14 protein-coding genes are annotated in these 16,935 nt (G+C 58.6%); 9 read left to right on the forward strand and 5 right to left on the reverse strand.

Features of this window, described 5'->3' with window-relative positions; all coding sequences use genetic code 11:
* Window positions 1-744 (reverse strand): fumarate/nitrate reduction transcriptional regulator Fnr, encoded by a 744-nt coding sequence (gene fnr / locus J2X66_RS20050; protein WP_310267483.1) that lies wholly within the window; start codon window positions 742-744, stop codon window positions 1-3.
* Between the two features lie 259 nt (window positions 745-1,003).
* Here fnr and J2X66_RS20055 point away from each other — a divergent pair, with 259 nt between their 5' ends.
* Both J2X66_RS20055 and J2X66_RS20060 read left to right on the forward strand, forming a co-directional pair.
* Window positions 1,004-3,379, forward strand: coding sequence for a phosphoketolase family protein (locus J2X66_RS20055; RefSeq protein ID WP_310267485.1), 2,376 nt, complete (start codon window positions 1,004-1,006; stop codon window positions 3,377-3,379).
* A 150-nt stretch (window positions 3,380-3,529) separates the two neighbouring features.
* Window positions 3,530-4,414: a universal stress protein gene (locus J2X66_RS20060; protein ID WP_310267487.1), complete on the forward strand. Its 885-nt coding sequence runs from the start codon at window positions 3,530-3,532 to the stop codon at window positions 4,412-4,414.
* Window positions 4,415-4,479: 65 nt separating this feature from the next.
* Here J2X66_RS20060 and J2X66_RS20065 read toward each other — a convergent pair whose 3' ends face one another.
* The gene (locus J2X66_RS20065; protein WP_310267488.1) at window positions 4,480-4,905 is read right to left on the reverse strand and encodes a potassium channel family protein; all 426 of its coding nucleotides are present in this window, start codon (window positions 4,903-4,905) and stop codon (window positions 4,480-4,482) included.
* Between the two features lie 66 nt (window positions 4,906-4,971).
* Window positions 4,972-6,810, reverse strand: a complete 1,839-nt coding sequence (gene ftsH, locus J2X66_RS20070) for an ATP-dependent zinc metalloprotease FtsH (RefSeq protein ID WP_310267491.1) — start codon at window positions 6,808-6,810, stop codon at window positions 4,972-4,974.
* Window positions 6,811-7,181: 371 nt separating this feature from the next.
* Between ftsH and J2X66_RS20075 the strand changes: the two genes are divergently transcribed.
* The 4 genes from J2X66_RS20075 (at window position 7,182) to J2X66_RS20090 (ending at window position 11,766) form a co-directional block, all read left to right on the forward strand.
* Window positions 7,182-7,415, forward strand: a complete 234-nt coding sequence (locus tag J2X66_RS20075; RefSeq protein WP_027923599.1) for an Lpp/OprI family alanine-zipper lipoprotein — start codon at window positions 7,182-7,184, stop codon at window positions 7,413-7,415.
* 80 nt (window positions 7,416-7,495) lie between these two features.
* Window positions 7,496-8,416, forward strand: a complete 921-nt coding sequence (locus tag J2X66_RS20080) for a universal stress protein (protein WP_310267493.1) — start codon at window positions 7,496-7,498, stop codon at window positions 8,414-8,416.
* 14 nt (window positions 8,417-8,430) lie between these two features.
* Entirely contained in the window at window positions 8,431-9,813 is a 1,383-nt protein-coding gene (locus J2X66_RS20085) for an MBL fold metallo-hydrolase (protein ID WP_310267495.1), read from the forward strand.
* A gap of 549 nt (window positions 9,814-10,362) precedes the next feature.
* Entirely contained in the window at window positions 10,363-11,766 is a 1,404-nt protein-coding gene (locus J2X66_RS20090; protein WP_310267497.1) for an MFS transporter, read from the forward strand.
* Between the two features lie 276 nt (window positions 11,767-12,042).
* Here J2X66_RS20090 and J2X66_RS20095 read toward each other — a convergent pair whose 3' ends face one another.
* Window positions 12,043-13,062, reverse strand: coding sequence for an AbrB family transcriptional regulator (locus tag J2X66_RS20095; protein WP_310267499.1), 1,020 nt, complete (start codon window positions 13,060-13,062; stop codon window positions 12,043-12,045).
* Window positions 13,063-13,264: 202 nt separating this feature from the next.
* On the opposite strand from J2X66_RS20095, the gene J2X66_RS20100 reads away from it, so the two are divergent.
* Together J2X66_RS20100 and J2X66_RS20105 are read left to right on the forward strand one after the other, a co-directional pair.
* A complete protein-coding gene (locus J2X66_RS20100; protein WP_027923604.1) occupies window positions 13,265-14,263 on the forward strand; it encodes a bile acid:sodium symporter family protein in 999 nt (332 codons plus the stop codon).
* A gap of 34 nt (window positions 14,264-14,297) precedes the next feature.
* Window positions 14,298-14,756, forward strand: a complete 459-nt coding sequence (locus tag J2X66_RS20105; protein WP_310267501.1) for a metallophosphoesterase family protein — start codon at window positions 14,298-14,300, stop codon at window positions 14,754-14,756.
* A 119-nt stretch (window positions 14,757-14,875) separates the two neighbouring features.
* Here the strand turns inward: J2X66_RS20105 and J2X66_RS20110 are convergent, their stop codons facing one another.
* Window positions 14,876-15,619 (reverse strand): response regulator, encoded by a 744-nt coding sequence (locus tag J2X66_RS20110; protein WP_310267503.1) that lies wholly within the window; start codon window positions 15,617-15,619, stop codon window positions 14,876-14,878.
* A gap of 191 nt (window positions 15,620-15,810) precedes the next feature.
* Here J2X66_RS20110 and J2X66_RS20115 point away from each other — a divergent pair, with 191 nt between their 5' ends.
* Window positions 15,811-16,839 (forward strand): alpha/beta hydrolase, encoded by a 1,029-nt coding sequence (locus tag J2X66_RS20115; RefSeq protein ID WP_310267505.1) that lies wholly within the window; start codon window positions 15,811-15,813, stop codon window positions 16,837-16,839.
* Window positions 16,840-16,935 lie beyond the last annotated feature (96 nt).

The raw sequence follows: 16,935 nt of genomic DNA on the forward strand, positions 1-16,935 counted from the left end.
TCAGCGTTGGGGACGGTGACAACCGGCGACGAGTTGCTTGAGCCCTTCCATGTCGAGGATCTTTACCTCTCGGCCCGTGATTTCCACCAGGCTCTGATCCCGAAGGTGAGCAATGCCCCGGCAGATGGTTTCCAGGCGCAACCCCAGGTAGGAGCCGATTTCTTCGCGGCGCATTTTCAGAACGAAGTCCCTGGATGAATAGCCACGGATACTGAAGCGTTGCGACAGGTTCAGTAAAAAGGCTGCCAGCCGCTCATCCGAGTTCATGTTGCCCATCAACATCAGCATGGAGTGATCACGCACGATTTCACGGCTCAGCAGCCTGTTGAGGTTGTGTTGCAGCGACGGCAGGTTTTGAGCGAGTTTCTCTAATTGCGCAAAGTGGATGGGGCACACTTCGCTGTCCTCGAGGGCAAACGCATTACAGGCGTGTTCGTCGCCACTGATGGCATCCAGACCAAGCATCTCGCCCGGAATGTGAAAGCCAGTGACCTGTTCACGCCCATCCACTGACAGCATGCTGGTCTTGAATGAACCGATTCGGACCGCGTAAAGCGAAAGCAGGGGATCTCCCGTGCGGTACAACGCTGTCCCCTTTTTTACCTTGAAACGTTGCACGATCAGCGTATCCAGGCGTTCGACTTCCGGGCCGCTCAAACCGATGGGCAGACACAGCTCCAGCACACTGCAGTTGGAACACGCTGCCTTGAGGTGATGAATTTGAAGTGGACGGGTTTCAGGCATGGGGAACGACGCCATCTGGGTGGGGTGCATTAAGCATAGGTGGTGCTGCCCCGCACACGCATTTCATTGCGGGATATGGAGGGGTATTCGACGAGTGGGGAATGCCTCGCGGGGATTGGGAGCCGAGATACAGGGGCCCTCCGGCACCTTGCATTGGCGCCGCCGCTTTGAAACTTGATGTAAATCAAGTCCTGAGTGTTTCAGGCACCCAGAATCGACCCATGACAATCGGCAGGTCCGACGATGGGCGGGGAACTTCATGAGTAATTTTCTGAATGATGAGCAACTGGAAGGGCTGGACGCCTACTGGCGGGCTTCCAATTACCTGGCTGTCGGGCAGATCTACCTCAAAGATAACCCCTTGCTCAAGGTGCCCCTGACTCTGGCACACATCAAACCCCGGTTGCTGGGCCATTGGGGGACAACACCGGGGCTTAACCTGATCTACACCCACCTTAACCGCCTGATCAACCAGTACGACCTGAGCATGCTTTTTGTTGCAGGTCCCGGACATGGTGGGCCTGCGGTTGTTGCGCAGACCTATCTGGAGGGGACCTACACCGAATTCCGTCCATCGGTGGAGCGCAATACCAACGGTCTGGTTCGTCTGTTTCGGCAGTTTTCCTGGCCGTACGGGATCTCCAGCCATGTGTCGGCGCAGATCCCGGGCTCGATCCATGAAGGTGGCGAACTGGGTTATTGCCTGGCCCACGCTTACGGCGCCGCCTTCGACAACCCTGAACTGATCGTTGCTTGCGTGATCGGAGACGGCGAAGCCGAAACCGGTACGCTGGCGGCCAGCTGGCACTCCAACAAGTTCCTCAACCCCGCACGTGACGGGGCGGTGTTGCCGATCCTGCACCTCAATGGCTACAAAATCGCCAACCCCACGGTGCTGTCCAGAATCAGTGAAGATGAACTGTCAGCGCTGATGTATGGCTATGGCTACGATCCTTATTTCGTTGAGGGCGATGATCCGGCGCAGGTGCATCAGGCCCTGGCCCGGACACTGGATACGATGGTGCTGAAAATCCGCGAGATCCAGCGCGAGGCGCGCCAGACTCGGCAGCCCGGAGCGCCAGAACGGCCGCTTTGGCCCATGTTGGTGTTGCGCACCCCCAAAGGCTGGACCGGCCCGACATTCGTCGATGGCCTTCACGTCGAAGGCACCTGGCGTGCGCATCAGGTACCTCTGGCCGATTTACAGCAGCCGACTCATCTGCGGCAACTGGAGGAATGGCTCAACAGCTACCGCCCGCATGAACTGTTTGATGCCAATGGCGCCTTGCTGCCCGAAATCGCTGCACTGGCGCCCACCGGCCACCGGCGCATGAGTGCCAATCCTCATGCCAACGGTGGCTTGCTGCTGCGGGCACTGGACCTGCCGCCATTCACCGACTACGCGGTGAAACTCGAGGTGCCTGGCAGCCGGCGCGCGGAGGCCACGCGGGTACTGGGCACGTTTTTGCGCGATGTGATGAAAAACAACCTGCTGACGAAAAACTTTCGTTTGTTCGGCCCGGATGAAACGGCCTCGAACCGACTGGATGCGGTCTACGAGGTCAGCGCCAAAGCCTGGATGGCGCCGCTGGAGCCAGACGATGTGAACCTGTCGGTCGATGGCCGGGTTATGGAAATCCTGAGCGAGCAGGTGTGCGAGGGCTGGCTGGAAGGCTATTTGCTGACAGGTCGCCATGGTTTACTGTCCTGTTACGAGGCGTTCATCCATATCGTCGATTCGATGGTCAATCAGCATGCCAAATGGCTGAAAACCGCTGCCGAAGTGCCGTGGCGCAAACCCATTGCTTCGCTCAATTATTTGCTGACGTCCCATGTCTGGCGTCAGGACCATAACGGCTTCTCCCACCAGGATCCGGGGTTCATCGATCTGGTGGCGAATAAAAAGTCAGACGTGGTGCGGATCTACCTGCCGCCCGATGCCAATTGCCTGTTGTCGGTGGCTGACCACTGCCTGAAAAGCCGCAATTACATCAACGTCATCGTCGCCGGCAAACAACCGGAGTGGCAGTGGCTGGATATTGATGCGGCCATCCGACATTGCCAGACGGGGATTGGCCGTTGGGACTGGGCATGCCGGGATGATCAGGACCCGGACGTGGTGATGGCCTGCGCCGGTGACGTGCCGACCCTGGAAACCCTGGCGGCAGTCACCTTGTTGCGCGAGTACGTTCCGGATTTGCGCGTCAGGGTGATCAATGTGGTCGACCTGATGGTGTTGCAGCCTTCCTTCCAGCATCCCCATGGTTTACCGGACACGGCGTTTGATGAGCTGTTCACGGTCGATAAACCGGTGATTTTCGCTTTCCACGGCTACCCGGCGCTGATCCACCGCCTGCTGTACAAACGCACTAATCATGACAATTTCCACGTCCGTGGCTTCAAGGAGGAGGGCGCGACCACGACGCCGTTCGACATGGCCGTGATCAATAACCTGGACCGTTATCAACTGGCGCTGGACGTCATCGAGCGAGTTCCCCGTCTGCATGATCAACTGCAAAACGCGCGGTCGCGATACTGGTCGACGATGGAAAGGCACAAGCTCTACCTCATCGAGCACGGGCAAGACATGCCCGAGGTGCTGAACTGGCAGTGGACGCCTGTGGCCGATGGCTGAGGTGGGGGGAGCTGATCTAAATCAAGGTCACGCAGGCGCCGCAGGAGGACTCTAAAGTCACGCTGGCGCCTGATCCAGCGAAACGCCACCGCGAGCCTGGGCAGCAGGCAGCAAGCGACGTTCAACCCCCCACCTGACTGGAGGCAGATCATGAGCCAGTATCAACGGTTGTTACTGATCATCAACCCGGCCCTGCGCCATTCCCAGGCAATCCATCATGCCGCAGCGCTGGCCAAGGCCAGTCATGCGAATTTGCATATTGCCGCCTTGATTCCTCTGTGGAAGATGTTGTCACTGCTCGAGGAAGGCGACCGGAAAATGGCTCGGGAGCGGTATCTGCAGGACCATCACGACTGGCTGGAGGAGCAGGCAAGAAACCTGCGTGACCGGGGGATTAATGTGACCACCGAGGTGGCATGGGCGGATGACTTGCCGCAAGACATTCTCGATCACGTCTCGGACATGCAGCCCGACCTGCTGATCAAGGAGGTTCTGCATGAATCGGTGCTCAAGCGTGCTTTTTTCACGCCTCTGGACTGGCATCTGCTGCGTCACTGCCCGGTACCGGTTTATCTGGTGGGCGGGAGCGGCTTTGTCTTGCCACGCAGGGTTGTGGCGGCGGTCGAGGTGTCGGACACCGAGTCTCCCGACGACGAGCTCAATGACCGGATCATCCAGCAAGCAAGCGGCCTCGCCATCCAGTGTGATGCCGAGTTGCATTTGCTGTACGCCTGCGATATTTCCGCCGCCTTCCTGGCAGACATGGAAGGGCTGACGCTGGCTGACCTGACCAAAGCGCTGCGCAGTGACCTGGAGAAATCATTCCTCAAATTGGCCGGTCGGTATGGTGTGGCCTCTGATCGTCGACATTTCATTTTAGGAAACCCCGTCAAAGCATTGAGCGAGTTTGCCTACGATCATCAAGTGGATGTGATTGTGATGGGCAAAGTCCAGTCCCATGGAATGGATAAGCTTCTGGGCAGCACAACCGAGCATATTTTGTATCAGGTGCCTTGCAGCGTCTTGGCGGTCTGAAGAGGGCGGGGCGGTCAGACCCGACTGACAGGTGGGCGTGACAGAGCGCCCGAGGTCGGCGTTTGCTATTTGCGCTTCCAGTATTTCTGCATTTCAAGAAACAGAAACGAGGCCGTCCAGGTGATGAGTACCAGGCCGGTCAAGGCTTGCAGGCCGGTCAGGTATTTGAGATTGCCCACGGGTGAAATATCGCCGAATCCGATCGTCGTATAGGTCGTGAAGGAAAAATAGACGCAGTCCAGCAGCGAACCATCAAAATTGCCTGTCAGGCTGCCCCATTCGCCGGAACGCACCATCAGGTAATAGACCAGCGCGAAGCACCAGACTTCCAGTGCATGGGCCAGCAGGGCGCCGAACACCCCGACGACAATCCTGAAACGGCTCCAAAGCTTGAGCCGGGGCAGCCAATCGTTCAGGCGTAGCAGGCATTCGTAATGAATCACCACGACAACAATGACCACCAGTGTATTGATCAAGGTAACGGCCAGCATGGCAAACCTCCGGTGGCAGCGTAGGTGTGAAGGACTGCGCCAAAGGGGGGCGACAAGGGACGTTCCTCAGGCAGGTGCCACGTTCGGTTGTGTCGGGGCCTGGGTGGGTTTGATCGGCATAAGTGGTGGATATTCCTGCGGCGTCAGGGTTTCTTTTTCCAGCAGCAGGTGTGCACCGGCATCCAGATCAGCCCGCCGACTCTGGAGTAAGGCTTTCGCCCGTCCATAAGCTTCATCGAGCAGGGCCCGAATACCCAGGTCAACTTCCCTGGCGGTCTGTTCTGAATAGTCTCGCTCGCCGCCGCCCATACGTTCGCCCAGATACGTCGCGCTTTGCCGCTCCAGCACCGACTGCCCAAGTTCGTCGCTCATGCCAAACCGGGTGATCAATTGCCGGGCGATATCAGTGGCACGGGCCAGGTCATCGGCCGCCCCGGTAGAAATCTGGCCATAAGCAAGGTATTCGGCGGCGCGCCCGGCCATCAGGACGACAATCCGGTCCTTGAGCATCTGGCAACTGATGAGGAAGTGATCTTCGGTCGGTCGTTGCAACGTATAGCCCAGGGAACCGATGGCGCGAGGCACAATTGATACTTTGTGAACGGGGTCCATGGCCGGCAGGCTACTGGCAGCCAGGGCATGCCCCATCTCGTGATACGCCACCACCTGGCGCTCCTCGGGGCGTAGCAGGCTGCTCTTGCGTTCAACCCCCGCGATGATACGTTCCACCGCGGCAGTGAAATCGTCCAGGCTGACCGTCTCGGCGCCACGGCGAGTGGCGACGATGGCCGCTTCGTTGACCAGGTTGGCCAGGTCCGCGCCCGTGAAGCCCGTGGTGATGTCGGCAATACGTTCGCCATCCAGGCCCGGCTCTGTGGTGATCTTTTGCAGGTGGACCTTGAGGATCGCTTGCCGGCCTTTTCGGTCCGGGCGATCAATCAGCACCTGACGGTCGATCCGGCCGGCTCGCAGCAGCGCCGGGTCGAGGATCTCTGGCCGATTGGTCGCGGCCAGCAATACAACGCCCTCACGAGGATCGAATCCGTCCAGTTCCGCCAGTAATTGGTTGAGGGTTTGCTCTTTTTCGTCGTTGCCGCCAAATGCACCAACGCCACGCATTTTGCCCAGCGCATCCAGTTCGTCGATGAAGATAATGCAGGGCGCCGCCTCCCGCGCTTGTTCAAACAGGTCGTGCACCCGTGCGGCTCCCACCCCGACGAACATTTCGACGAACTCCGACCCCGAGATCGAGAAAAACGGCACACCGGCTTCCCCGGCGATGGCTTTGGCGACCAGGGTCTTGCCGGTTCCCGGCGGACCGACCAACAGGGTGCCTTTGGGGATGTGCGCCCCCAAGCGTGCGTATTTGGCCTTGTCCTTGAGAAAAGAAACGATTTCCACCAGTTCGGTCTTGGCTTCATCGATACCCGCCACATCGGCGAAGGTCACTCCGGTATCGCGCTGGACGAACACCTTGGCCCGAGACTTTCCGATGCTCATCAACCCTCCCATTCCTTGTTTTTCCGCCATTGAGCGAAACAGGAAATGCCAGACCACCATGATGAGGGCGAACGGCAGCAGCCAGCCCAGCAGGCCGCTCAGAAAGGTATTTTCGTTGACTCCGGCAAAGCTGGCACCCGAACGGGCAAGCTCCGCCGCCAGCGCCGGATCGACCCGTTCCGTCGAGAACAGGGTGTGCCCTTCGATAGGCTCTTGCAGTTTGCCGCTGATCTGACCTGCTTCGACCTTTAAGTCGCTGACCTTTTGCTCCTTGAGCAATTGCAGGAACTGGCTGTAGGGAATGTTCTGCACAACGTGACGATCGACAAACAGTAACTGAGTGAGGGTGAACACGACAAACGCGATCAGGAAGTAGGAGAGGTTCCACTGGTGTGTTTTTTTCATGACGTTCACTCAGCAAGAAGACAGGGGCAGGGCCGCCAGCCTTGAGTCGCCCGGAGGGCAACTTCCCTATTGGCGGCGTTGATTTCAGGCTTGAACTCAAGTGCTTCCAGGAAGGTTTTACGCCAACTCAAGTTGCTCATGACAGCGCCCTCTGTTTCAGGTGCGGCCTTTAAGCCGCCTGGACCCGGTTCACTTTTTCTACGCCCCGGCGGCATAAAAACATTGAGTTAAATCAACAAGGCTTCAGTGAGCCTCTCACTTACGGTCAGCGAGCTATAAGTTGACAAAAATCAGAGTGCGCAAGCGCTGGCGTCCGATACTTTGGCAATCCAGGTGAAGTACACCGCTGCGATAAACCGAGGGGAAAAGTCATGAGCAAGCGCTTGTCCTTTGTACTACTGAGTATCTTGTTGGCAACGACCGCCGGTTGCAGTCATCGGCACGCTCAGGAAATTGACGCGCGATTGGAGGCCGCTGAAAACAACGCCGCGACCGCTCGCCTGCGGGCCGATGAGGCGTACAACAAAGCGGAGCAAGCACAACGGGCTGCCGATGAGGCCAACCAGCGCGCCAATCGAATAACCGATAAAGCGAAACTTAAATAATCAGCCATGGCAGGAAGCCTCAGGCTGGACGGCGGGCTGGCCGTCAGTCAGGTAAAAGCGCTCGCGGGACGAGGTCTATGATGCTCAAACTTAAACGTATCCTGTTGATTGCCCCATGCGAAATGGTCCGCACCCCAGCGTTTGACCGCGCGCATGCGCTGGCCTGTGCCACGGGGGCGCTGTTGCACATCGTCGCATTCGATTATGTGCAGGTGTTGGCGGTGGCCGGGTTGTTTGATCACGATGCAATGGCTCAGGCGCGGGAGGGCTACCTGCAGGTGCACCGACACTGGCTGGAGCAGCAAGCCCGGTTTCATCAATGCATCGGCATGCAGGTCACCACCGAAGTCGTCTGGTCCAGGTCCACCCCCGCGCACATAGTGGAATACGTCAATGACTTCCATGCGGACCTGGTCATCAAGGACGCCACGCATGTGCCGGTACTCGACCGCGCGTTCCACCGGCCTCTTGACTGGCTGTTGCTGCGCGACTGTCCGGCGACCTTGCATCTGGTCAGCGACGCAAAAAATTCCAAGCCGATGAGCATTCTTGCGGCAGTCGATTTGTCCCATCTCGAAGAGCTGAGCCACGGGCTTAATGACCGGATTCTCGATCTGGCCTCGACAGTGGCGGCCTCCTGTGGCGCCGACTTGCACGTACTCAACGTCAGCAACTGGTCGGTGGTGGGGGAGACCGAGAGAAGCGTGCCGACACTGAGCCTGGATAACAGTTTGAGCGATGCGATCAATGATGCTCAGCAAGAGGCCTTTGATGCGCTTGCCGAACGTTATTGCATCGACAAGAAACGCCGACATCTGCTGAAGGGCATCCCTCACAAGGTGATCGTGAAGTTTGCTCGACAACAGGCTTTTGACTTGGTGGTGCTGGGTACCGCCTATCATCACGGGATCGACCGGTTCATCGGCGGTACCGTCGAGAGTGTGCTGAACAAGGCGCCGTGCAGCTTGATGATCGTCAAGCCATCGCGCCCCCAAGGATGATCAAGGAGACGGCCATGCGAATGACATTTCTCGGTGCGGCAGGCACGGTCACAGGCAGCAAATACCTGTTGGAACACAGGGACCAGCATGTGCTGATCGATTGCGGCCTGTTTCAGGGCTACAAGCAACTGCGATTGCATAACTGGGACCCTTTTCAGCTGCCGGTCCGCGATCTCGACGCCATTGTGCTGACTCATGCTCATCTTGATCACAGCGGCTACTTGCCGGTGCTGGTGCGCAACGGTTATCGCGGGCCGGTTTATGCCACGGCGGCGACCTGTGAGCTGGTGAAAATCCTGCTGCGAGACAGTGGTCGCTTACAGGAAGAGGAAGCCGAATTTGCCAATCGGCATGGCTACTCCAAACACGCACCGGCGCTACCGCTTTACACCGAACAAGACGCTGAACGGGCGCTGAAACTGTTGCGACCCCTGGAGTTGCATCACCCGGTGAACATTGTGCCCGGCATGAGCATTCAGTTGCGCGGCGCCGGGCACATACTGGGCGCCGCCACTGTCGAAGTGGTGGCCGATGGCGTAACGCTGGTGTTTTCCGGGGATTTGGGGCGGCCGAACGACCCGCTGATGTTCGCGCCGGAAACCATCGAACAAGCTGATTTCTTGCTCATTGAGTCAACCTACGGTGACCGTCTGCACCCTGACGAGCCTCCGGAGAAAAAACTGGCCGAGGTCATCAATCGCACGGCCATGCGTTATGGCATCACGCTGGTGCCATCGTTTGCTGTGGGGCGTGCTCAATTGCTGATGTATTACTTGTATCGGCTGAAACAGACGCATGCCATTCCAGACCTGCCGATCTACCTCAACAGCCCTATGGCGACAGATGTCACGCGCTTGTACCAGCGCTTTCGCAGTGAGCATCGGCTGTCGCTGGAGGACTGCGAAGGCATGTGCCTGGGCACACATTTTGTGCGGTCGACGCGTGACTCTATTAATTTGGATCAGCAGCGCACCCCGGCGGTGATTATCGCCGCCAGCGGCATGGCGACAGGAGGGCGGGTGCTGCACCACCTCAAAGCGTTGGCGCCGAATCCGCTGAATACCCTGTTGGTCCCGGGCTTCCAGGCAGGAGGCACTCGCGGTGCGCAGATCGTCGCCGGTGCGCCGTCGGTGCGCATCCACGGAAAAGACGTGCCCATCCGGGCGGAGGTGGTGCCCATGGAAACCTTGTCCGCGCACGCCGACGCTGATGAAATCATCCAGTGGTTGCGCGGGTTCAAACGACCGCCGAAGCATACTTATGTGGTACATGGCGAGCCCAACGCCGCGGATGTATTGCGCCGACGCATCAGTCTGGAACTGGGGTGGTCAGTGTCCGTGCCCGAGTACCGCGACAGTGTCGAACTGACCCTTGACGATCAGCCCTCTCTGACTTAAAGCGCCTTGAATACGTGTGTCGTCGTACAACACGGGAAGTCTGTCCAGGTACCTGCGCGGAACAGATATCGCCCGACAATCCGTAAAGCCAATGAGCCTATAACGAGAGCGTTTAGCGATGATTTTGCTTTTAAACGGAGGAGGTTCTCTAGACCAACGGTGATTTTTTCAGATTGACAGTGCAGTGCTGATCTCGCTATAAAAGGCACAGTTGTACGACGACAGACGAGACATCGACTGTTGAAGCCTAAAAATAAAAAGAGTGTCGGCCCCATCATGAATCCATCTTGCGTACTCATTTCCCCCAGCGTCGCTCCCTCTGGCCCGATGTTGTCTGCTTGCGTGCCCGCGCGATCAGCTTCGTCGCAGTCCATAGTCCCGTCAAAGCGCTACTAGCACTCGTCCAACAGCAGTTTGTTGTTCGCAAGACACGGCTGAACCTGCCCAGCCTTGACGCGGATTCCTCGCGTTTTGGCGATGCTCTACGACACAATTGATCTCGCTTGAAACCGAGAGATCATCACCATAATCCAATAATAAAGTGATGCCATGAATCTGAACGAGCCCATCAATGCGCAACGCGTCGGCCAGGCGGTCGGAAAATACCGCTGGACGATCTGTGCACTGTTGTTTTTTGCCACGACCGTCAACTATCTGGACCGCCAGGTACTCAGTCTTTTAGCGCCGCAGCTGTCGACGCAATTTGGCTGGAGTAACACCGACTACGCCAACATCGCCTCGGTTTTCCAGTTTGTGTATGCGATTTCCATGTTGTTCGCCGGCCGCTTCGTCGACAAGATAGGCACCAAGAAAGCGTACATGTTTGCGATTGGCATCTGGTCCACCGGTGCGGTGATGCACGCCTTTGCGGTGCCGATGGGTGAAGGCATTGGCTTCCTGAGCAGTGCGCTCGGGCTGGCAGTTATTCCGGTGTCCATTGCCGGCTTCATGTTGTCGCGTGCCGTTCTGGCGATTGGTGAGGCGGGTAACTTCCCGATTGCGATCAAGGCCACTGCCGAATACTTCCCGAAGAAGGAACGCTCGTTCGCCACAGGCATCTTCAACTCCGGCGCCAACGTCGGCGCGATCCTGGCGCCGATCTGCGTGCCACTGATTGCCGGCATTTGGGGCTGGGAAGCAGCGTTCATCGTGATTGGTCTGTTGGGCTTCGTCTGGGTCGCTGTCTGGATCGCGCTCTACGAGAAGCCGGAGCAGCAAAAACGTCTGTCGGCCGAGGAGCTGGCCTACATTCGTGCCGATGAACCGGTGCAAGTGGTCACCCCGCAAGTGTCGGGTGTCGCTGCCAAAAAAGTATCGTGGTTCAAACTGCTGACCTATCGCCAGACCTGGGCGTTTGCCTTCGGCAAGTTCATGACGGACGGCGTGTGGTGGTTCTTCCTGTTCTGGCTGCCAACCTATCTGTCGGCGCAATACGAGATGAAGGGCGCGGCCATCGTTGCACCACTCGCCGTGTTGTACAGCATGACGATGATCGGCAGTATCGGCGGCGGCTGGTTCCCGAGCTACTTCATGGCGCGCGGCGACAAGCCGTATGACGGTCGTATGAAAGCCATGCTGGTGATCGCGTTGTTCCCGTTGGTGGTGTTGTTGGCGCAGCCATTGGGCTACATCAGTTTCTGGGTGCCGGTGTTGTTGATTGGTGTAGGCGCGTCGGCGCACCAGGCGTGGTCGTGCAATATCTTCACGACCGTGTCTGACATGTTCCCGCAAAAAACCATTGCGTCGGTGGTTGGTATTGGTGGCATGGCGGGTGGTCTGGGCGGTGTGGTGATGACGAAGATCGGTGGTTACGTGTTCGACTACTACAAATCGATCAACGACATTCACACCGGCTACATGATCATGTTCGCGATCTGCTCGCTGGCCTATCTGGTGGCCTGGAGCGTGATGAAGGCGCTGGTGCCACGCCACAAGGAAATCACTGACCTGTAAAACGGCGGTCCATGCAGTAGAAAGCCCCGTCCCACATCAGTGGGGCGGGGCTTTTTCGTTTCGGGTATCTGATCCGTATTTTCCTGGTCCATCTGCCTCTGTAATGCACTCAGTTGCAGGCTCACAATGACGGCCTACCGCGAATTCACAATGTTGGAGGCTCCAATGGGCAAGATGGCAATTTTCCTCGGTGGTTTTCTGGTGTTGACCATTCTGATTGGCGCACTGGCCACCATCTCTCCGACTTAATCCTTTGCTCTGAAACGCGACTGTCGGTCAAACATCCTCCCGCCAGCGCCGCACCTGCACCATCAGTGCCGGCGCAAAGTGCAGCACCACCATGCGCACCAGGTGATGGGTGAGGATGAACACGACATTCAGCCCGCCGCTGAAGGCGACGAGGGCGATGGTCTCGATGGCGCCCGGCATGTAGGCCAGCCATAGCGACAAGGGATTGCTGGCCAAAAACTGCCCGGCCACACCGGCAAATGCGGCGGCGATCAGCAGCATCAGGCCGACCGACATCACCGCGGCGCGGCCGTGATGCAGGAGTTCGCCGAACGAAATGTCCTTGAATTTCGAGCCAATCAGCGCGCCGAGCAGCACGGTCGCAAAGTCGACACTCCATGACGGCATGTGAAAGCCCTGCAAGTAGCCGAACTTGAGGTAGACGCCCGTGAGCACGATGGCCGTGAGCATGAACGGCGCCGGCACGCCGACGTTCAGCAGCAAGCGACCGAGCAACAGGCACAAGGCGATCAGCGACAGCAGGGGCAGTGCCATGCCCATGTCCAGCAGGCCGGTTTCGGTCACAGCTACGTTGGTCTGCCCGGGAATACAGAAGCTGACGAGGAGGGTGATGGCGAGCAGACGCACCAGATGCACGACGATCACTTTGCTGGACGCGCGTTCGGATTCGAGCAAGTCGAATATCGCAGCAAGTGCGCCGGGGTAGACCGCCAGCAGCGAATCCTTGCGGTTCCATCCGGCGATTTTCAGCAGCGCCAGGCCGGCCACCGAGCTTTGCACCATCAGGCAAAACAGCATCAAACCGAGGCTGGGGAGCATGGCAGCGACCGTGTGGCTGTCCCACGCGGTAAACATCAGGCCGGTCGCGATCCCCAGTACGATTTGCACGTAGCCGAGGCCGAAACGCAGGGTAGGGGAGAAGTGCAGACGACTGGCGATCAATGCCGTTGCCAGAATCGACCCCAGCAACAGGCCATGGGGAATGCCCGCGTATTGCAAGGCGCCGCCGACGCCGGTGGCGATCAGTAAACAGAACAGGGTTTTCATGAGTCTTCCTTGATCGTGAATGACCGACACTTCCATCCGGGCCCGGCATGTTTTCCCATTGAATGGACCAGGCGTCAAGAACGCAGGTTGACTCGTCAGTCATGTCCGTTAGGCGACATCTCCTGGCTTACTAGCGTTAGTCGGTAATCCGCAGAAGCGTTAGAGTCGAGGCTACGTTCCTGGCAAACCCGGATGCCCCTCGATGACCCGCCCTCGCTTCCTGCCCGACAACTTCACGCTGACCCTGATCGGCGTCGTGCTGCTCGCCAGCTTTTTGCCTGCCAGTGGTCAGGTCGCGGTGGGCTTTGGCTGGCTGACCAACATCGCCATCGCGCTGCTGTTTTTCCTGCATGGCGCCAAACTGTCACGCGAGTCGATCATCGCTGGCGCCGGCCACTGGCGCCTGCATTTGCTGGTGTTCAGTCTGACCTTTGTCTTGTTTCCGCTGCTTGGCCTGGCGCTCAAACCGGTGCTGTCGCCGCTGATCGGTGACGATCTGTACATGGGCATGCTCTACCTCTGCGCGCTGCCAGCCACGGTGCAGTCGGCCATTGCGTTTACCTCCCTGGCGCGGGGGAATATTCCGGCGGCGATTTGCAGTGCGGCGGCGTCCAGTCTGTTCGGTATCTTTATCACGCCGTTGTTGGTGACGCTGCTGCTGAATGTGCATGGCGACGGCGGCTCGACGCTCGATGCGATTGTGAAGATCAGCGTGCAACTGCTGCTGCCGTTCATTGCCGGGCAGATTGCGCGGCGCTGGATCGGTGCCTGGGTCGGGCGCAACAAGGGTTGGCTGAAGTTCGTCGATCAGGGATCGATTCTGTTGGTGGTCTTCGGCGCGTTCAGTGAAGCGGTGAACGAGGGCATCTGGCAGCAGATCCCGCTGTGGGAACTGGCCGGGCTGGTGGTGGCGTGCTGCGTGTTGCTGGGGCTGGTGTTGGTGGCCTCGACGGTGCTGGGCAAAGCCTTTGGTTTCAATGTGGAAGACCGCATCACCATCCTCTTCTGCGGTTCGAAGAAAAGCCTGGCCACCGGTGTGCCGATGGCCCAGGTGCTGTTCGCTGGCAGCACCATCGGCGTGTTAATTCTGCCGTTGATGCTGTTCCATCAGATTCAGTTGATGGTCTGTGCGGTACTGGCCCAGCGCTACGCCAAACGCCAGGAATCGGTTGCCGAACTGATGGCGCAAGTAGATCCTTGATCGCCTGATTCCCAAGCGTCGTCTGGAGTGGTGCATGAAGGTTGGCGTGATCTCCGATACCCATGGCTTGCTCCGCGCCGAAGCGGTGGTGGCGCTGGAGGGCTGTGAGCGGATCATCCACGCGGGTGACATCGGCAGCCGCGACATTCTCGAGCAACTGGCATCTATTGCTCCGCTGCAGGTGGTGCGCGGGAACAATGACCTGACCGAGCCTTGGGCGGCAGATCTCGAGGATCTGCTGCGCTTTGAGCTGAACGGATGGGGCGCATTGCTGGTGCATGACATCGCCGATGTTCCGGCGTTGCTCGATGCTGACATCAAACTGGTGATCACTGGCCATTCGCACAAACCGCGCATCGAATGGCGCGGCGATAAGCTATTCCTCAACCCCGGCAGCGCGGGGCGGCGGCGCTTCAAGCTGCCGGTGACGTTGGCGTTGATTGAGGTGCTGGAGACTTCGATGGAGCCGCGCCTGATCTCGTTACTGGAATGATCGTTTCTTATTGCGTACGGCAATCAAAACTGTGGGAGCGAGCCTGCTCGCTTGTATGTTTAGACTTGAAGGGGTGGGTGGGGGAGTGCCAGGGGTCTTATACAGACGGATACAAAACCCTATACAGATTCGGCACCGAGCAACTCCACCGGGTAGGAGAACACGTAGCCTTCGCTGCGCACGGTCTTTATGTAGGTCGGCTCGCGCGAGTCATCGAGCAAGCGTTGGCGCAAGCGGCTCACCAGCAAATCGATGGAGCGATCAAACAGGTCGGCATCGCGGCCTTGGGTCAGGTTGAGCAACTGATCGCGGCTGAGTACCCGTTGCGGGTGATCGAGGAAGACGCGCAGCAAGCGGTATTCCGCGCCACTGAGGGCGACCAGGGTGTCGTCTTCATTCAGTAAGTGGCGAGCGGTGGTGTCGAGACGCCAGCGGCCGAAACCGAGCAGGCGACCGGTTTCGGTGATCAGCAGGTTCGGTGGCAGCATCCGTGTACGGCGCAATACCGCGTTGATCCGCGCGAGCAATTCGCGGGCGGCGAAGGGTTTGGTCAGGTAATCGTCTGCGCCCATTTCCAGGCCGAGGATGCGATCGGTTTCGTCATTACGAGCGGTGAGCATCAGGATCGGTGTGGCTTTGTGCTTGCCGGCGCGCAATTCACGGCACAGCACCAGGCCGTCATCGCCGGGCATCATCAGGTCCAGCACGATCAGGTCGACCTGATTGGTTTCCAGGAAATGGCGCATCTGGCGGCCATCCGCAACCACCGTGGTCCGCAGGCCATTCTTCTTCAGGTAATTGCCCACCAGCTCGCGGATCTCGCGATCGTCATCGACAATCAGGATGTGGTTCACGTGCTCCATCGCTCAGCCCTCTTGTTATTCGCTGTGAGAATTGTATCGCACTGTATCGCAGGCGCTGTTTGACACCTTACGCCTTAATAACGCGGTGTTGACGACACATGGCAGATACCTCCGGGCGATTAAATGGCTTCCATCGAGACAAGACAACTTGCTTCACCGCCACCGCCTTTCGTCACCCTGAGGAACTGATCATGAACTGGAACACACTCATTGCCGCCAGCTTCTTAGCCGTCCTGAACGGTGCTGCATTCTCGGCCCATGCCGATGATCAAACCACGACCCCGACTGCGGAGCCGGTGGTGGCAAAAGCGCAGTCGCACGATTCGTTCGGTCCGCTGAAGCACGTCAAGGCTGGCTTGTTGAATGTGGCTTACGCCGAGGTGGGGCCCGCCGACGGTCCGGTGGTGATTCTCTTGCACGGTTGGCCCTACGACATTCACAGCTACAGCGAAGTGGCGCCGTTGCTGGCGGCCAAGGGTTACCGGGTGCTGATTCCGTATGCACGGGGCTATGGCGACACGCAGTTCCTGTCGGACAAGACCCTGCGCAACGGCCAGCCTGCTGCGCTGGCCAGTGACGTGATCGACTTCATGAATGCGCTCAAGATCAAACAGGCTGTGCTTGGCGGTTATGACTGGGGCGCGCGTTCGGCGGACATCGTCTCGGCGCTGTGGCCTGAGCGGGTCAAGGCGTTGGTGTCGGTGAGCGGTTACCTGATCGGCAACCAGGCCGCGGGCAAGAACCCGTTGCCGCCCAAGGCTGAATTGCAGTGGTGGTATCAGTTCTATTTCGCGACCGATCGCGGCCAGGCCGGCTACGAAAAAAACCGTCACGACTTTGCCAAGTTGATCTGGCAGACGGCGTCGCCGAAATGGTCTTTCGACGATGCGACCTATGATCGCAGCGCTGCCGCGCTGAACAACCCGGACCATGTGGCGATCACCGTTTTCAACTACCGCTGGCGGTTGGGCATCGTGCAGGGCGAACCGCAATACGAAGCGCTGGAGCAGAAACTGGCCACGGCGCCTTCGATTACGGTGCCGACCATCACGATGGAGGGGGATGCCAACGGCGCACCGCATCCGGCAGCCGAGGATTATGCCAAGCGTTTCACCGGCAAATATGAGTACCGGTTGATCAATGGCGGCATCGGCCACAACCTGCCGCAAGAAGATCCGCAGGCGTTTGCCAAAGCCGTGATCGACGCTGACCACCTGTAACCCCACTAACCCCCTGTAGGAGTGAGCCTGCTCGCGATGGCGCCATGTCAGTCGACATAAATGTTGAATGACACACCGCTATCGCGAGCAGGCTCG

The sequence above is a fragment of the Pseudomonas sp. 3296 genome (assembly GCF_031456615.1).
Classification (GTDB): Bacteria; Pseudomonadota; Gammaproteobacteria; order Pseudomonadales; family Pseudomonadaceae; genus Aquipseudomonas; species Aquipseudomonas mucoides.